Source organism: Actinomycetota bacterium, from assembly GCA_018830725.1.
GTDB lineage: Bacteria > Actinomycetota > Humimicrobiia > JAHJRV01 > JAHJRV01 > JAHJRV01.
In genome coordinates this window covers 1-17,996 of the sequence record JAHJRV010000124.1, presented here as the reverse complement: position 1 = coordinate 17,996, position 17,996 = coordinate 1, and the positions used below count along the sequence as shown (strand labels likewise).

Here is a 17,996-nt window from a genome sequence, read left to right as displayed (position 1 = left end):
ACAGTTTTTATCTCTTTCTGTCTTTATCATATTCACTTCATTTTCAGAAAGATCAATTAACATCATCTTATTAAATAGAGGTTTCCCAACACCAGTTATATACTTTATGACTTCATTTGCTTCCAATATACCAAAAAGTCCAGCGGTTACACCAATTATGGGGAATATTTTGATTTGGGGTGGAGGAGAAGGAAAAATACATTTTAAACATGCTGTTTTTTCTGGAACTATAGTTGTTAGTTGACCATAAAAACCATAAACTGCAGCATGTATTAAAGGTTTGTTAGTTCTTACACAGTATGAATTTAACATATATCTATCCTCAAAATTATCAAGACAATCTACAATCAAATCTGCTTTTTCAAAAACCTTTTCTATGTTTTCTTCATTTACATTTTTCGTATAAGTTTCTATTTCTATGTCAGAGTTAAACTCTGAAAGTTTTTCTTTTGTAGAATCTGCTTTATTTCTTTTATTTTTAATATCATATTCATAATGAGTTATCTGTCTATTAAGATTAGTTATATCAGGTTTATCACTATCAGCTAATATTAATCTACCTATGCCAGCTGCTGCTAAATAAATTGATGTTGCTGTTCCTAGGCCTCCACATCCTAACATACCAACAGTAGAGTTTTTTAGTTTTAATTGACCTTCTTTTCCAAATCCATCTATTAGAATTTGTCTACTATATCTTTGTAAATCTTGTTCTGTTAATTTCATCAATTTCCTTACACTTTTTAAAATTTAATATTATTTTTAAAAACTTAATATTATTTCGTTATTCTGACCCTGAGTGAAACGAAGGAATGACAAATACTTTTATTACATTATATTAATTTTTCGAATAGCAAACTGTTAACCTATCTTGTTAATAGTACAAATAATAATAAACACTCAATATAGCTTAGCTTAAAATTGAAATAAAATATATAGGCTGAAATTACTAATTTAATTCATAGAAATTAAAAAAAAGCTGAATCTATTAACAAAATTTGAACGTGGGAAATCAGTTGGTAAAGATTATCAAGATAAATAAATATCAAGATTTTTTTAATCTCTTAAATATAAGAAACAAATCAGAATACCAACTTATTGTCTTTTTGTTAAAAAATGGAAAATTTTTTACACTTCAACGACCATACATGTTAGAGTTTTTGTAACTCCCTGAACTCCCTGAATCTGGAAAACAACTGTCTTTCCAATTTCATTTATATCCTCTGCTTCAATGTAAGCAATAATATCGTATGGTCCAGTTACAGCATTAGCTCTCTTAACTGCAGGGGATTTTTTTATATTTGTTAATACATCAGCAATCTTCTGAGGAGTTGCATTGATAAGTACATATGCATTAGCAGCCATTTTCTCTCCTTTCGAAAAATAATAATTTTTAAGTAAATTAAATTTATTTTTACATTTTACTATTTATTCATACTTTTTGCTAAAAAAGTTCTATTTCTGGATTTTCCTGTGTTTAATTTATTTTTAACTTTTTCTTCTTCTTTGTCCCCCTTCCTTGGGATATGGTACAGGAATATATTGGACAGATGGTCTGCCAATTGCTGATTGAGGATATAAATCCATTAATTTATATATCTCTTTTGGAATTTCCCTCTTTACATTAAATCCTAACTCTTCTGCTTCCTTAAAGGTTATTGGATAATCATGAGTCCATCGTCCATCTGTCAACACACTGGCTAATTTATTTGCCTTTTTTGAATCCATCCTATTGCCAATGATTTCAACTATCCTCTGCTTCATCTGTTTTATAGCCTTAGTTGCTACATCCGCCAAAATCAAAGTTCTATCATCAATCTCATCCAATGATTTCTTTTTAACAGCTTTCAAAATTGATGTTGCGGGATAAACCATGGGAAATTGACCAATTTGTGGATCGAGTGGACCAATTACCGCATTCTCATCCATACAAATCTCATCAGCACCTAATGCCAGAAGAGTTCCTCCGGACATAGAATAATGGGGTATAAATATAGTAACCTTCGCCTTATGATTAGCTAAGGCTAAAGCAATTTGTTCAGAAGCCAACTGCAATCCTCCTGGAGTATGAATTATAAAATCAATAGGCATATTATTTGGAGTCATTCTAACCGCTCTTAAAACCTGTTCTGAATCTTGAATATCTATATATTTAAAAAATGGCAATCCAAAAAGACTTTCCTGGCGATGAATCATAGTAATTACTCTTGTTCCTCTAATACGTTCTATCTTTTTTATTTGACGGAAGCGATCAATAGTTAATTTTTTTTGTCTGATATAGGGAATTAAAAACATCAAAATCATAACAATCCAGAAAATATATGATAGATAACCAAAGAGATTAATTCCTGGAGCCTGTTCTGATTGTTGAAAAAATATAAATAAACAGTTTATATTTTCAAAATATTCCAATATTATTCACCTCTCTCTAAAATATGTGAAGTCCAATAATCTGCGTAATGAAGAAGTAGTGTTAGAGCACTTTCTCTATGCGCTACTATCTTTCCTTCGGGAATATATTGACCATCATGATATGCAATAGCCTGTGCTTCATTATCACTTAAACTTATGAATTTAGAAATAAGCATAAGACTTCTCGCAGCAATCCCCATAGCTGCTAAATCTTTATTTATAATATATTTTTTTCCGTCCTTTGTGGGAATTTTCAACTTTATATAGTATGGTTTTCCTGCCATCCCAACTTTCCCAACATCATGAAATAGTCCAATAACAACACAGCTCTCATTAGGTATTTCAGGTGCTAAAATATTTTTCAATTTTAATAGAGTATGTGTAACACCAACACTGTGATCAATTAATCCACCATCCCTATCTAAATGGTACTTTGTACTGGCAGGTGCTGTAAGCCAATTAGTTTTGTTCTCTAAAAAATCTAAGATTTTATTAACCTGATCTTTACGATTAACTATTTTCTCCAATAAGGGTTTATATCTTTCACGCCATATTATATTCACTTTAATACTCCTTTAATCTAACCTTTAATATATCACAACTATCCTGAATTCGGATATTTTTTCAATTTTATTCCTTTTCATATTCCCCTGGTGTTATGGAAATACCACCATTTACATCCAGGCTTAACATCTTCTTATTTTTATCAAATTCAGCATAAGCATAAATCAAATTGGGACATTTATTCCCTAATATTTCCTTTCTCAAAGTATAACCTACATCTCCCTGGGGTTGATTATAATTGTACAAAAGGTCAGTACTCTTTACTATTCTAACTTTAATTTTCTCACCACATCTATTGCACTTAACATATAGAAACATGGCATTTTGCTCTTCTTCTTTTTCTTTAATTTTAGATAAAATTCTTTTAAAAATTTTCATACCAAAACCCTTTTATTATTTTTTTAACATTTCTTAAACTATTTTTAAAATTTTATTTATAGTTTTATTTTTTCCTAAAGCATTCTATCTTTATTACTTCCCCCAATCCTTACCCAAAATTGTTATAAAAACATTAACTAAATGTTCCACTATATTTTTTTGCAATATAACATGTATTGCAGTGAATATCCACAATATCATTCGTATTTTCTGCATAACCTCCCGCAAGAACAATACAAATTGGAATATTTTTTTCCTGAGCTTTATTTATAACAAACTCATCTCTTTTTTTTAAACCTTCCTTTGTTAGCGAAAGTCCACCCAGTATATCATTATAATAAGGATCTGCTCCAGCCAAATAAAATATTAGTTCTGGTTTTTGCTTTTCAATAAGTCCTGGTAAAATTTTTTGCAAATATTCAAGATATTGAATATCTGTAGTACTATTATCTAATCCAATGTCTAAATCTCCTCTCTGTTTTATCGGATAATTATTCTCCTGATGCATAGAGAAAGTAAATACATTTGAGTCATCTCTAAAAATATATGCATTACCATTTCCCTGGTGTAAATCAAGGTCAACAATCAAAACCTTACTTGCTAACTTTTCTTTTTGAACTAATCTAATTGAAATAGCTACATCATTTAAGTAACAGAAACCCTCTGCTCTATCTGGAAAAGCATGGTGATACCCACCAGCTAAATTTATTGCTACATTATGTTTACATGCCATTTTGGCAGCACTTATTGTTCCACCTGTTGTTATTAGAAAAAAATCTAAAATTTTTTGATTTAAAGGAAGTTCAGATGGGTAAGTTCTATGAGTAAATCTTAAACTAAAGAGATCGTCCAAATAATTATTAGTATGAACAAGCGATAATTCTTTTCTTAAAGGTTTTATCGGTCCAATTAAATTCTTATCTGTTATCAATTTCTCTGATTTCAACCTTTCATAAACCATCTTATACTTTTCAATAGGAAAAACATGTCCAGTTAGTTCTCCTGTATATTTATCACTATAACAAAAATAAAGCATTTTTTTATCCTTTTAGTTTATTTTAATCTTTCCTGAATCATTTTTAAAGCCTTATTTTTAGTTGAGATATTACCTAAGGCTCTTTCTTTTTCAACTAATTTTAAAATTTCTCCAATTTTTGGTCCAGGAGTTAGCCCAAATTTTTCTATTATTTCATCTCCCCTAATTAAAGGCTTTTTAGTCTGCTTTTTAATCTTTTCTCTTAAATATAGTATTTTATTAAAATATTTAATCATCTTCTTTTCAAAATCTACTTCTACTAATGGTCCTGGATCAGCTACTCTATCCACATAACATAGTAAAATTAAATCTATTAATTCATCACCAACTTCCCTGATTAATCTATATGTTGCTCTATCTGTAATTTTTTCTAAACCCAATAGATTTGGTATCCTCATATGTTTTTCTATCATCTTGACTAAATAATTAGTAGCTTTATTACTAAGTCTAAGATTTTCACAAATATTCTCTGTTTTTTCAGCTCCAACCTTCTGATGATTGTAAAATCTAATTCTACCATTAATATCAACAACTTTAGTTTCTGATTTACCTATATCATGAAGAAAAGTTGCAAGTTTTAGAAAAGTAAATTTTTTATAATCTCCCTGTATTAGTTTATTTAGATGAGAAAATATCTGTTTACTATAATCAGTCAAATATATTTTTATAAACTCCTCTATATTATCCATTTTATCAACACATTTTAATAAGTGATCAAAAATATCCTCAGAGTGATATCCAAACTGAGATATTCCAACATTATCTTCAATTGATGGAAATAGCTGTTTTAAGACATTTAGCTTCTGCATTTCTTTTAAGGTAGAAGATAAATTGGTATGTGAAAATATCTTAAGAACTTCTTCTGCTATTCTTTCACCAGAAACAGACCTTAGCATATTTGAATCTGATTTAATTTTTTGCTTTAGTTTTTCTGAAATTGATAGATTGTGAGATAGTTTAAACCTAAAAGCTCTTAATATTCTAACTGGGTCATCTTGTAATGCTTTTTCACTTACAAGTCTAAGCCTTCCTTCTGTCAAATCCTTTAAGCCATTGAAGGGGTCCATAAGGTTAAATGGTAATTTATAAGGTAATTCATAATCCTTTTTAATAATTTTAGTAGGTAATTCATAAGTTTCTGAAAAAATAACTGTGGGAACTGCTATTGCGTTTATAGTGAAATCTCTACCTGTAAGTTCATTCTTGATTTTGATAATATCGTAGAATGAAAAATCAATTGTTGTTATTTCGCTATCATTTTTTATTATCATTCTAAAAATTTTTCTTTTAATGTCTAGAGGGAAAATTTTAGCGCTCTTGATGCTTGAAACAAACTTGGCTATTTTCTCTGGGGAAAATTGAGCAACTATATCTAAATTTCTTGAATCAATATCTAAGGCGATATCTCTTATAAAACCACCAACTAAATAACTATTTGGAAAATTAGAACCTATTTCATTAACTACTTTCTTAAGAGTGGAATCTTTTAATATTTTTTTCTTTAATTTTAAAATAATCTCTTTTTTTTTCATCAAATTTTAAAAAATTATTTATAAAAAGGGTCTATAAAATATTTTACACCCAGCTTTTCTCTAACCAGGGAAAATGCATCCTTCAACTTTTCAAGTGGAAGCTTTGCACTTATAAAAGCTTTTGTATTTATTTTTCCGCTTGCTATTAGATCCAGAGCTCTTTTAAAAAGTTGGGGAGTATGATGAAAAATTCCTTTTATAGTTATTTGTTCATAATGAATAAGAGATGTATCTATAGAAAATGAAGTTCCTGATGGACAACCTCCAAATAAAATTACAAGTCCTCCCCTTCTTGCCATTTTTACAGCCATTTCCCAAATATCAGGTTTTCCAACTGCTTCTACAACTACATCTGCTCCTCTACCATTATTTGATAAATTTTTAACTTCCTCTATCTCATTTTCAATTTCTCCTGCATCAATTGTAAAGTTAGCTCCTAAAATCTTAGCAAGTTCAAGTCTTTTTTTCCCCCTTCCACATGCTATTACTTTTGCTCCACTTAAATGATATATATGAGTTAAAAATAGACCAATGGGGCCTAATCCAATTACTGCAACTGTATCATTAGGTGAAATATTGCTTTGTTCAACAGCATTTAAACAACATGCAAGTGGCTCAGATAATGCTGCTTTCTCAAAGGAAACATTATCTGGAATTTCTAAAAGATTTTTATTAACAATTAATTCAGGTACAACTATAAATTGTGAATATGCCCCATTTAATAGTCTTAAATCTTCACACAAACCAAAATTCCCTTTTTTACAAAAATAACATTTCCCACATGGAGCAGAATTTGCAGCTACAACTCTCATTCCAGGTTTAAATCTGTTTACATCAGATCCCACTTTTGAAATAACACCAGAAAATTCATGACCAAAAGGTGAGGGATATTTCTTTATTAATACCGGATGTCCCCTCAGATAGGTCTTTATATCTGTTCCACATGTAAGGGCTGCTCTTACTTCAACTAAAACCTCTCCCTTTTTTATGGTAGGGATCTCAACCTCTTCAATTCTTAACTTACCAGGACCATACAACATCGCACATTTCATAATCCTCTCTCCCTTCTAATTATTAGATGAAAATTTATTTTTGAAGTTAATGAGATAATAATACCAGGAATTTATCATGTAAAAAAGATAACAAAATTTCTTTGTTCTGTAAAACTAGGAATTGCTGTAAAATCTTAAAAGCTGTGAGGAATTGTAATTTTAAAATAAATGCAAGGCTAAATTAATATTTTTTACTCCAAATATATTTTAGGGATTCTGTCTTTTATACCACACACAATTTCATAGTCAATTGTATTTAAAGCTCTTGATAACTCATTTACTTCTATTTTTTCTTCTCCTTGATTTCCTATTATAACTACTTCATCTCCTGTTTTAATTTCATTTAAGTCAGTTACATCTATCATTATCTGATCCATTGTGACATTTCCAACAACTGGAATCCTTTTCCCTTTAACCAAAACCACTCCTTTATTGGATAATTGCTTAGGATATCCATCCGCATAGCCAATTGGTACAGTGGCTATTAAACTTTTTTCTTTTGTTCTAAATGTTAACCCATAAGAAATTCCCTCTCCTTTTTTCACTGTTTTTAAATAGGATATCTTTGCTTTTAAGGAGAGTGCTGGTTTTAATTTTGGTGAGAAAGTCTTTTCTGAAGACCTTAATCCATACATTGCTATACCAATTCTAACTATATCCATGTGAGTCTGGGGGAAATTTAAGGTTGCTGCTGAGTTTGCACAGTGATATATTTTAAATTTAAAATTGTTCTTTTTTAGAGTTTCTTTTAATTTTAGAAATCTCTTTAATTGTAATAATGTATATGGATTTTTAGGATCATCAGCGCAGGCAAAATGTGTAAACAATCCCTCAATTTCCATATTTTGGAGTGTAGATATATATTTAACTAAGTCTATAACATATTCAGTGCTTATTCCTACTCTGTGCATTCCTGTATCAACTTTTACATGAACTAAACATTTTTTATTTTGATTATGTGCTTCCTCCGATAGAGCCTTTACAAAATTTTTAGTATATACAGTGCTAATTATCGAGTCTTTGATTGTTGAATTTTCAACTATTATCTTAACAGATGATATAGGTGGTTGGCTTAATAATTGTATAGGAGCTTTAATATCATAATTTATAAGCTCTAATGCTTCTTCAACTGATGCTACCCCTAATCTTTCAACCCCTGCTTCAACTGCTGCTTTAGCTACTTCTAATGCACCGTGACCATACCCATTGGCTTTAACAACAGCCATTATTTTTGTGCTTTTAGACATTAAGGTTCTAATAAACCTTAGGTTATCTTTAATATTATTTGTATTTACCTCAGCCCAAACAGGTCTATAAATTTTCACACTTTTTTCTTTCTAAATTAAAAAATTAGACTATTCAGTAAATGGGAAGGTTCCCTCAATTCTTAAAAATGTTTTTGGAATTTCATTCATTATATCTGTTGCAATAAGTGAACGCTGACCAACCTCTTCTGAAGCTATATCCCCAGCAAGACCATGTAAATAGGTTCCCATAATAGCTGCATCAAACAAATTAACACCTTGAACTATTAGTGAAGAAATCAATCCAACTAAAACATCACCAGAACCAGCAGTTGCCATGGCAGGACTTCCAGTCATGTTTATAAAGGTTTCGCCCTCTGGATTTGAAATTAATGTTCTAGCTCCCTTTAAAACAGATATTTTTCCAATATTCTTTGAGATCTCTCGATTTAACTCTAATCTATCCTTTAAATTTACTTTAGTAATATGCAATAGTCTGGACAATTCACCTGGATGAGGAGTAATTATTATTGGAGCTTTTGAATCTCTTAAGATTTCTAAATTTTCGGATAATATTGTAAGAGCATCAGCATCTATTACTATTGGAATCCTCAAATCTTTTACTAAAGATTTAACTAACATTGAGGTTTCTTTATTTAATGAAACGCCCGGTCCAATTGCTACACAATTAAACCTATCAATTGCATCCATTATTATTGGTAGAGCTGAAATAGCTAAGGTTCCATCCTTTGTCTGAGGAAGTGGTAATGTCATTACCTCAGTCAATTTAGTTTCCATTATTGCATTTAATCCCTCAGGAATTGCTAATGTAACAACACCTGCCCCACCTAAAAGAGCTGACATAGAACAGAGATAAGCTGCCCCAGTAAAACCTGGTGAGCCAGCTATAACAAACAGTTTTCCTGCATCACCTTTATGAGCATCTGCTTTTCTTTTTGGAAGTCTATTTAAAATCCAATCATCATCAATAAAATAGATTTTGCAATATCTATCTATTAAATCTTGAGGTAATCCTATGTCTACACACTTTATATCTCCAACATAACTTGCCCCTGGATAGTTTAAAAGTCCAAATTTATAAGTCTGCAATGTAACTGTAGTATTCGCTTTGATTGCTACATTGAAAACCTCTCCAGTATCTCCACTTATTCCGGATGGAATATCTATTGCTAAAACATATTTATTAGATTCGTTTATAAGGTTTATGATATTTAAAAATATACCTTTAATAGATCTTTTTAAACCAGTCCCAAAAATTGCGTCAATAACAAAGTCACAATTTTTTAAGTCTTCCCTGAATGAGATTAAATCTTCTTCTATTTTCTTTAATATAAGTCCAGCTAACTTCGCTTTTTTAAAGCTTGTTCTTGATGGTTCCCTTAGCTCTTGAGAGTCACTTATATAGTAAGTGATAACATTAAAACCTTTTTTGTGAAGCATAGAAGATGCTACAAAACCATCTCCCCCATTATTTCCTTTACCACAAATAACTAAAATATTCTTTTTCCCTGAATCTTCTAACTTCTTTATTGTAACATCAGCAACCATCTGGCCAGCTCTTTCCATCAAATCCAATGTTTTTATACCCTTTTTTGCTGCAAACTTATCAATCTCGGATGTCTCATAACCTGTTAGAACTTTATTTATGCTCATGCTTTACCCCTTGTATAAGCGATAGCAATAGCCATTTTCTTTGTATGAGTAATACTAATTAAAATTTCTTCTATATCCTTTTTATTAGCAAGGCTAAGAGCAGAACCGTGTAGTATAACTTTTGGAATCGAATTTTTATTAGTATTACTCGTATTATTAATCTCAATCTCTTTTAATTTTAAAGCATTATTTCCAAATCCAATAGATTTGATAATAGCTTCTTTAGCTGCAAATTTTCCAGCAAAATGAATATATCTGTTTTTTTTGTTATTACAATAATTGATTTCGTTTTTAGTAAAAAATCTATTTAAAAATTTGGGGTACTTATTTATTAACCTTTTAATTCTATCAACTTCAACTAAGTCTATCCCTATTCCTGATATATTTAAATCATCTTTCATTTTATTACTCTACTGTAACTGTTTTTGCTAAGTTTCTAGGTTGATCTACATTTCTTCCGAGTTTTTTAGCTATTTCATAAGCAAAAAGCTGTAATGGAACCACATTTATGATAGCAGAAAATTCCTCGGGTATCTTTGGAACTTCTAAAACATGGTCAACTAAATTACTAATTTCCTTATCACCAATCGTAGCTAATGCAAAGACAAGGGCATTCCTTGCTTTCACTTCAGAAATATTATTAATTATCTTACTATATACACTAGACTCATTAGCAATAGCTACTACAGGACAATCTTCACCTACAAGAGCAATTGGTCCATGTTTCATCTCCCCTCCTGGATATGCCTCCGCATGTATATATGATATTTCCTTTAATTTAAGTGCTCCTTCCATAACTGCAGGTAAACCATATTTCCTTCCAATGAATATAAAATTTGGAAATTTATAATATATATCTGCAAGTGCTTTTATCTTATCACGATTATCTAACACTGATTTTATCTTATCATGAACCCCTTTTAATTCATCCAGGTAAAAAGTAATCTCTTCAGAAGTAATTGTCCCTCTAATCTTAGCTAAATAAAGAGCTAATAAATAGGAAATCATAATTTGAGATGTGTGCGTTTTACTCGCAGCAACACCTATTTCAGGACCAGCAAAGGTATACATTGCTCCATCAGATTCTCTAACCGCAGAACTTTCCATTACATTTGATATAGTTAAAACCCATGCATTTTTTCTTTTAGCTTCTCTAATACCAGCAATAGTGTCTAAAGTTTCACCGGATTGTGATATGGCTATCACAATGCTTGGATCAGGTACTATTGGATCTATATATCTAAATTCAGAAGCGGTTACTACATCAACAGGAATTCTTGCAAATCTCTCTATAACACCTTTCGCTACAAATCCTGCAAATAGGGAAGTTCCACAAGCAACAACAAAAATTTTTTTTGCTTTTTTTATAATATCAAGTGGTAAACTACTCTCATCCAGACTAATTTCATGTTTATAAACATGGCTCCTGTATGTTTCTCTTACAGCCACTGGTTGTTCCATAATTTCCTTTAACATAAAGTCCTCATAACCCTCCTTTTCAGCCAAGGATATATTCCAATCAGTTTCAAATGGTACTTTATCTATTATCTTGCCATTCTTATCATATATTTCTACTTTATCTTTTGTAACATTTGCAATCTCTCCCTGATCAATTATTATAAATTTGTTGGTATGCTCAAGAACTGCTGGCATATCTGAGGCTAAGAAGTTCTCTCCACTACCTAATCCTACTACTAACGGACTATCATATCTTGCTCCAACTAACTGATTAGGAGATTTGTTGCTCATCACTACTATTGCATATGAACCTTCAACTTTTTTTAGTGCTTCCTTAACCGCTTCTACCAAATCCCCTTTATAGAAATCCTCCACTAAATGAACAAGTACTTCAGTATCAGTCTCTGAAATAAACTTATGTCCTTTTGAAATAAGCTCCTTTTTGAGTGGTTCATAATTCTCAACAATTCCATTATGAACCAACAGTATCTCATTATTGCAGTCTGAATGAGGATGTGCATTAAGTCTGTGGGGTTTTCCATGAGTAGCCCATCTTGTATGACCAATTCCTAAATTACCCTTTATGTTAACATCCAATAAAGCTTTTTCTAACTTTTTCAAATTACCTACTCTCTTGATCGTGGAGATTTCATTTTTATCATTGACACTATTTAATACAGCTATTCCTGATGAGTCATAGCCTCTATATTCAAGTCTTTTTAATCCATTTAGCAATATTGAAGCACAGTCTTTTTCTCCAACATATCCAATTATTCCACACATATTTTTCTCCTTAATTAATTAATAAAAAGATTTAAAAATTTGTTGTTCAAAGTATGGGCAGGTATCGCTTTACCTCATAATCTGTCACCTGGGTTCTATAATTATTCCATTCAATTTTTTTGTTCTCAATAAATTTATCAAAGACATGGTCTCCTAAAGCTTCTCTAAGAAGGTCACTTTTTTCAGCAAATTCAATTGCTTCAAAAAGATTTTCTGGAAGAGAACCTATCCCCTCTTTTTCCCTTTCTTCATCAGTCATTTCATAAACATTTCTTTCCACTGGTGAAATTGGTTTATACTTTTTCTTTATTCCCTTAAGTCCTGCTGCTAACATTACTGAAAAGGATAAATATGGATTGCAAGCAGGGTCAGGTGCTCGATATTCTACTCGAGTTGCCTGTTCCTGACCATACCTATAAACAGGAACTCTAATCAAATCAGATCTATTGCGCAGAGCCCAGGATAGATAAACAGGAGCTTCGTATCCTGGAGTTAATCTCTTATATGAATTAACCCATTGATTGGTTACTATTGTTATTTCAGGAGCATGTCTAAGGAGTCCTGCTATAAATCTTTTAGCTTCAATTGAAAGCTTGTATTTGTCATCCGAATCAAAGAAAATATTCTTACCATCTTTATAAATAGACATATGAGTGTGCATACCACTTCCATTTATTCCAAATACAGGTTTAGGCATAAAAGTTGCGTAAACACCATTTTGAACTGCTACTTCCTTTATTACTAATCTGGAGGTCATAGTATTATCTGCCATAGTTAAAGCTTCAGTAAACTTAAGGTCTATTTCATGTTGGCTAGGAGCTCCTTCATGATGACTCGACTCTACCTCAATTTGTAACGCTTGAAGTGATAATATTGTCTCATTGCGTAGATCTGTTGCAACATCTGGGGGTGTTAAATCAAAATATCCTCCATCATCCAGACCTTGAGGTTCACTATCAGAGCTTTTAAAATAAAAATATTCAAGCTCCGGTCCAACAAAGAATGTATAACCCATATCTCTTGCATACTTTAGGTTTTTCTTTAAAACATATCTTGGATCACCTTGATGAAAGGATTTATCAGGTTCTAAAATATCACAAAACATCCTTGCAACAAGTTTATCTTTTGTTTTCCATGGAAGAATCTGAAAAGTTTGAGGGTCAGGCATGGCGATCATATCGCTTTCATCAATTCTTGTAAACCCATGAATTGATGACCCATCAAATCCGGTGCCTTCTTCCAATGATATTTCCAATTCATTAGTAGTTATAGTTACACTTTTTAGAAATCCAAGAATATCTGTAAACCATAATTTAATAAATCTTACATCTTCCTTTTTTACCTTCTTGAGAACATATTTTTTATCTTTTATAACCATTTTTAATCTCCTGATTATTTATTATTTTTTAATAGATATATATAAAAAATGAATTTTTTATGGAATCGTTGTATAAAAGATTTTCTCTACTTATTTCTTAGCTTTATGTTACTTATTGATAACTGCGAATCTCTTTTGTTTCAATAGTTACCTATTGGTTTCATATGAGATTGCTTTTGGGGAAAAGATTAGAGATGTTAATATCCCTAAGAGGCATCCGCTGATCTCTCGATTTTCCTGATAAATATTTTTTTTATTTATCAGTTAATACTGTTTTGCAACAGTAAACCTCCTCCTCGTCAACTGAAATATAAATAATACTAATTATTAAAATCTCAGTCCATGCGCTATCTTCCCTTTATCTTTCTTCTATTTCTAAGTAACATCACCTCCCATTAATACTAATAAATTTTACATATCTCAAAATATATCAATCAATTATTGTAATGTCAAATACAATTCTTATATTCATTTATTTATAAGATTCCCCTTTAAAATTATTAATACCCACAAATCTTCTAGTAGAGATAACTATTCTATGGTATAAAAAATTTAAAAGTTAATAAGTAAGGCAAGTTGTTTTGCAATGGAATTTGCTAATTTTTCTGATGTACTTTCCACCATTATCCTTATAACTGATTCTGTACCTGAAGGTCTTACAAAGATTCTTCCATTTCCATTAAGTTTCTTTTCAAGTTCTTTAACTTTTTCCCAAAAATGCTTAGCTGAGGATAGTTTTGATTTATCTTTCGCTTCCACATTTATCAAAACTTGTGGATATTTTTTCATAATTTTGGAAAGTTCAGAAAGTGGCTGTTTTTGCTTAATTAAAACATTAAGTAGTGCTAAAGAAGTTAATATTCCATCTCCAGTTGTATATTTATCCAGCAATATTATATGTCCTGATTGTTCCCCACCAATTATTGAACCTCTCTTCAGCATTTCTATTAGTACAAAGCGGTCACCAACATCTGTGGTTATAACCTTAATTCCTAAATTTTTCAAAGCTTGAACAAATCCTAAATTAGCCATTACTGTTGTAACAAGTAAGTTATTTTTAAGCTTTTCTTCATTCTTCAGAAAATTCACAATAATTGCCATTATGAATTCACCATCTAATATATTTCCTTTTTCATCAGAAACTATTAATCTATCGCCATCTCCATCAAAAGCAATGCCAATATCTGATTTAGTCTTTTTGACTATATTACTTATATTTTCAGGAAATGTTGAACCACACATGTAGTTTATATTCTCACCTAACTCTTCATTACTATGAACTAATAAAGTAGCGCCCAGTTTCTTATAGACTTCAGGGGCTATAAAGCTTGCAACACCATTTGCACAATCTATAGCAATCTTTAAACCCCTCAGATTTAGAGGATATAAATTTGTTAAAAAATCAATATAACTATCTACTAAATCACACCTATTACTTACTCTCCCGATATCTTTTCCAGATGATCTTAACGAAGTATCATTTATACTATCTATTTCTTTTTCAATTTCAGCTTCAGTTTCTTCTTCTAATTTGAAACCATGATCCGTGAAAAATTTAATTCCATTATATTCAGATGAATTATGAGAAGCTGATATCATTACTCCACCACTAGCAGAGGTCTTTCTTATTAAGAAAGGTATTGCGGAGGAAGGGATAATTCCAAATTTTATAACATTAATACCTGCTGAACATATTCCAGCAGTTACAGCTGCTTCAAGCATATCTGAAGAAGGGCGATTATCCTTACCAATAACTATATATTCCCCTATATTAGCTAACTTCTTAGCACTTGCAAATCCTACCTTAAATGCAAGTTCACATGTTAACTCTCTATTTGCTATACCTCTTACGCCATCTGTTCCAAAAATTTTTGGCAAATAAATCTCCCCTTTAATACAAATGTTATTTTATCTCTTAGAGTATTGGGGGGCTTTCCTTGCTTTCTTTAAACCATATTTTTTTCTTTCTTTCATCCTTGGATCTCTGGTTAATAGTCCTTCTTTTTTAAGTAGTTGTCTGTAATCCGCATTAGCTTCAAGCAATGCTCTTGATATTCCATGAGCAATTGCACCTGATTGACTTGATATCCCCCCTCCATTAACATTTACAATAATATCGAATTGAAATTCTGTCTGGGTAAGAATTAAGGGTTTTAAAGCTGTTTCTTTAAAAGCTTTTTGTGGAAAATACTCATCTAAACTTCTTCCATTTATATTGAATTTACCCTCACCTGGTATTATTCTCACCCTTGCAACAGATGTTTTTCTCCTACCTGTAGCTTTATATACTAGTTTATCCAAAATAATAATCCTCCTACTTACTTTTAGATATCAATGATCTTTAGATTCTGAGCTTGATGGGGATGCTTGGAGCCTGAATATACTTTCAACTTCTTAAACATCTTTCTACCTAACTTATTTTTTCGAAGCATTCCCTTTACAGCTTTTTTAAATACAAATTCAGGCTTTTCCTTCATCAGCTCTTTATAAACCTTCTCTTTTAATCCACCTGGATAACCTGAATGTTTATAATATATTTTTGTAGATAATTTCTTACCAGTTAAAACTACCTTATCAGCATTTATTACTACTATATAATCACCAACATCTAAATGTGGCACATAGTTAACTTTATGTTTTCCCATAAGAATATTAGCAACTTTGCTGGCAAGTCTTCCTAATGTCTTTCCAGTTGCATCAATGATATACCAATCTTTCTTTATATCTTTTTCCTTTATGATTGTTGTTTTCAACCTAATTTCGTCTCCCTCTCAATAACAATACTATATTTTTTTAAATTTAATTTTCATTAATAGATTTGTGGCATGGTTTCGAAGACATTTTACCCTCTCCCTACCCTCTCCCATCAAGGGAGAGGAAGACAGAAACTTTGCCCAAATCTTTCAAAGGTTATTTAATTTTATTTTTTCAATAATTAATTTTGGTTAAATAAAGACCTTTCGCTTCTGCTACCTTTCCTGCAAATATTCTCTGTTTTTTTTCTAAAATTTGTAAAATTTCATAAGGCTCTCTTTTAGAGAGGCCTACTTCTATCAAGGTTCCTACAATTATTCTTACCATTTGATGAATAAAGGAATTTGCTATTATCTTTATTACTATGAAATCTCCTACTTTGTTAATTTCAACTTCTTTTACATTGCGAACAGTATTTTTAACTTCTGATGAATCTTTGCAAAATGCTTTAAAATCTTTTTTTCCAATAAGATATTTAGAAGCTAAAATCATTGATTTAATATTAAGTTTTTTATCAATTAATAAGTAATTTTTATTAAATGCAGATGGAAATTGCCTATTCAAAATATAATATTCATACTCTCTACTTTTGGCATCCCTTCTTGAGTCAAAATTATTTTCAACCTCCTCTATGTGCTTTATAACTATATCACTCGGTAATATTGCATTCATAGACCTTTGAAGTTTAATATGATCTATCTTGTTCTCTGTTATAAAGTTAATTACCTGTCCCTTGGCATGAACTCCTGCATCTGTTCTACTTGAATATTTTATTTTTATTCTTTTTCCTAATATGGTACTTAGGCAATCCTCCAATCTTCCCTGTATTGTATCTAAATCTTTCTGAATCTGAAATCCTTTATATCTAGTCCCATTATATTCTAAAATTATCTTTATATTGTGCAACAACTACTCTTCACAAATATCAAATATTATTAAATTTTTATAATTTTTTTTTAATGAGATTGCGCTAATTGTTTTATTTTTAAGTTAATTCTATAAATACTATTAAAGATGCATCACCAGGTCTTTCTCCAATTTTAATTATCCTTGAAAAACCTGAGTCTTTTTGATGATAACGAGGAGCTACCTCATCAAAAAGTTTTTTCACTGCTTTTCTATTGTGTCTAAGCATTGATAATGCCTTACGTTTGGAACTTAGGTCATCCTTTTTACCCAAACCTATCAATTTATCAATGATCGCTTTTAACCTTTTTGCTTTTGCATGAGTAGTTTTAATCCTATTATGTTCTAATAGCGCTATTGCTAAATTCGCCATTATTGCTTTTTGATGACTAGCACTACCACCTATTCTTCTTCCCTTCTTTGGTTTAACCATATTTTTAGACCTTCTTAAGTGTTAATTTCCTTTCTTCTAATTTCTTCTTGATTTCATTTAATGATTTCATACCCAGATTACGGATACTTAAAAGCTGTTGTTCTGTATAATCACAAAGATTTGAAATATAAACAATACTTTCTTTCTTTAAACAATTATATGATCTCACTGACAGGTTCAGTTCCTCTATTGGTATCTCCTCTCTTTCCTTTGGTTTCTCCTCCTCTTTTATGAAACTCTCAAATAAAGCAATATCCGTGACATCCATAAGAACCTTCATATAATCAGAAAATGTCTTTGCAGTTTGGCTTAAAGCAAAATCAGGGGTTACAGCTCCATTTGTCTTAATTTTTAGAGTTAATTTATCATAATTGGTTTTATGACCTACTCTGGTT

At 30.7% G+C, this 17,996-nt stretch carries 19 protein-coding genes; all 19 read right to left on the bottom strand.

Features of this window, described 5'->3' with window-relative positions; translation table 11 throughout:
* The coding region (locus tag KKC53_05970; protein MBU2598696.1) for a HesA/MoeB/ThiF family protein at window positions 1-723 on the bottom strand (723 nt) is incomplete at its 3' end.
* A 402-nt stretch (window positions 724-1,125) separates the two neighbouring features.
* Window positions 1,126-1,362, bottom strand: coding sequence for an Lrp/AsnC ligand binding domain-containing protein (locus KKC53_05965; protein ID MBU2598695.1), 237 nt, complete (start codon window positions 1,360-1,362; stop codon window positions 1,126-1,128).
* 123 nt (window positions 1,363-1,485) lie between these two features.
* The gene (locus KKC53_05960) at window positions 1,486-2,301 is read right to left on the bottom strand and encodes a hypothetical protein (protein ID MBU2598694.1); all 816 of its coding nucleotides are present in this window, start codon (window positions 2,299-2,301) and stop codon (window positions 1,486-1,488) included.
* Between the two features lie 110 nt (window positions 2,302-2,411).
* Window positions 2,412-2,972 carry a phosphohydrolase gene (locus KKC53_05955; protein ID MBU2598693.1) on the bottom strand — a complete coding sequence of 187 codons (561 nt, stop codon included), beginning with the start codon at window positions 2,970-2,972 and terminating at the stop codon, window positions 2,412-2,414.
* 67 nt (window positions 2,973-3,039) lie between these two features.
* A complete protein-coding gene (locus tag KKC53_05950; GenBank protein MBU2598692.1) occupies window positions 3,040-3,351 on the bottom strand; it encodes a hypothetical protein in 312 nt (103 codons plus the stop codon).
* Window positions 3,352-3,484: 133 nt separating this feature from the next.
* On the bottom strand, window positions 3,485-4,387 hold the full coding sequence (locus KKC53_05945) for a histone deacetylase (protein ID MBU2598691.1): 903 nt from the start codon (window positions 4,385-4,387) through the stop codon (window positions 3,485-3,487).
* 17 nt (window positions 4,388-4,404) lie between these two features.
* Complete coding sequence (locus tag KKC53_05940; protein ID MBU2598690.1) at window positions 4,405-5,919, bottom strand: HD domain-containing protein; 1,515 nt, start codon at window positions 5,917-5,919, stop codon at window positions 4,405-4,407.
* A gap of 14 nt (window positions 5,920-5,933) precedes the next feature.
* Entirely contained in the window at window positions 5,934-6,971 is a 1,038-nt protein-coding gene (locus KKC53_05935; protein MBU2598689.1) for a zinc-binding dehydrogenase, read from the bottom strand.
* Window positions 6,972-7,162: 191 nt separating this feature from the next.
* The gene (alr, locus tag KKC53_05930; GenBank protein MBU2598688.1) at window positions 7,163-8,296 is read right to left on the bottom strand and encodes an alanine racemase; all 1,134 of its coding nucleotides are present in this window, start codon (window positions 8,294-8,296) and stop codon (window positions 7,163-7,165) included.
* A 30-nt stretch (window positions 8,297-8,326) separates the two neighbouring features.
* Window positions 8,327-9,889: an NAD(P)H-hydrate dehydratase gene (locus KKC53_05925; GenBank protein MBU2598687.1), complete on the bottom strand. Its 1,563-nt coding sequence runs from the start codon at window positions 9,887-9,889 to the stop codon at window positions 8,327-8,329.
* Entirely contained in the window at window positions 9,886-10,290 is a 405-nt protein-coding gene (gene acpS / locus KKC53_05920; GenBank protein ID MBU2598686.1) for a holo-ACP synthase, read from the bottom strand. Before acpS ends, KKC53_05925 begins: the two co-directional genes overlap by 4 nt.
* A gap of 4 nt (window positions 10,291-10,294) precedes the next feature.
* A complete protein-coding gene (gene glmS, locus KKC53_05915) occupies window positions 10,295-12,130 on the bottom strand; it encodes a glutamine--fructose-6-phosphate transaminase (isomerizing) (GenBank protein ID MBU2598685.1) in 1,836 nt (611 codons plus the stop codon).
* Between the two features lie 46 nt (window positions 12,131-12,176).
* Window positions 12,177-13,508 carry a glutamine synthetase family protein gene (locus tag KKC53_05910; protein ID MBU2598684.1) on the bottom strand — a complete coding sequence of 444 codons (1,332 nt, stop codon included), beginning with the start codon at window positions 13,506-13,508 and terminating at the stop codon, window positions 12,177-12,179.
* Window positions 13,509-14,060: 552 nt separating this feature from the next.
* The gene (locus KKC53_05905; protein MBU2598683.1) at window positions 14,061-15,386 is read right to left on the bottom strand and encodes a phosphoglucosamine mutase; all 1,326 of its coding nucleotides are present in this window, start codon (window positions 15,384-15,386) and stop codon (window positions 14,061-14,063) included.
* 30 nt (window positions 15,387-15,416) lie between these two features.
* Complete coding sequence (gene rpsI / locus KKC53_05900) at window positions 15,417-15,809, bottom strand: 30S ribosomal protein S9 (GenBank protein MBU2598682.1); 393 nt, start codon at window positions 15,807-15,809, stop codon at window positions 15,417-15,419.
* A 23-nt stretch (window positions 15,810-15,832) separates the two neighbouring features.
* Window positions 15,833-16,261 carry a 50S ribosomal protein L13 gene (rplM, locus tag KKC53_05895; protein MBU2598681.1) on the bottom strand — a complete coding sequence of 143 codons (429 nt, stop codon included), beginning with the start codon at window positions 16,259-16,261 and terminating at the stop codon, window positions 15,833-15,835.
* Between the two features lie 175 nt (window positions 16,262-16,436).
* Window positions 16,437-17,168: a tRNA pseudouridine(38-40) synthase TruA gene (truA, locus tag KKC53_05890; protein MBU2598680.1), complete on the bottom strand. Its 732-nt coding sequence runs from the start codon at window positions 17,166-17,168 to the stop codon at window positions 16,437-16,439.
* A 79-nt stretch (window positions 17,169-17,247) separates the two neighbouring features.
* Window positions 17,248-17,601 (bottom strand): 50S ribosomal protein L17, encoded by a 354-nt coding sequence (gene rplQ / locus KKC53_05885; protein ID MBU2598679.1) that lies wholly within the window; start codon window positions 17,599-17,601, stop codon window positions 17,248-17,250.
* 4 nt (window positions 17,602-17,605) lie between these two features.
* Window positions 17,606-17,996 (bottom strand): DNA-directed RNA polymerase subunit alpha (locus tag KKC53_05880; GenBank protein ID MBU2598678.1); only part of this gene is annotated, 391 nt, incomplete at its 5' end.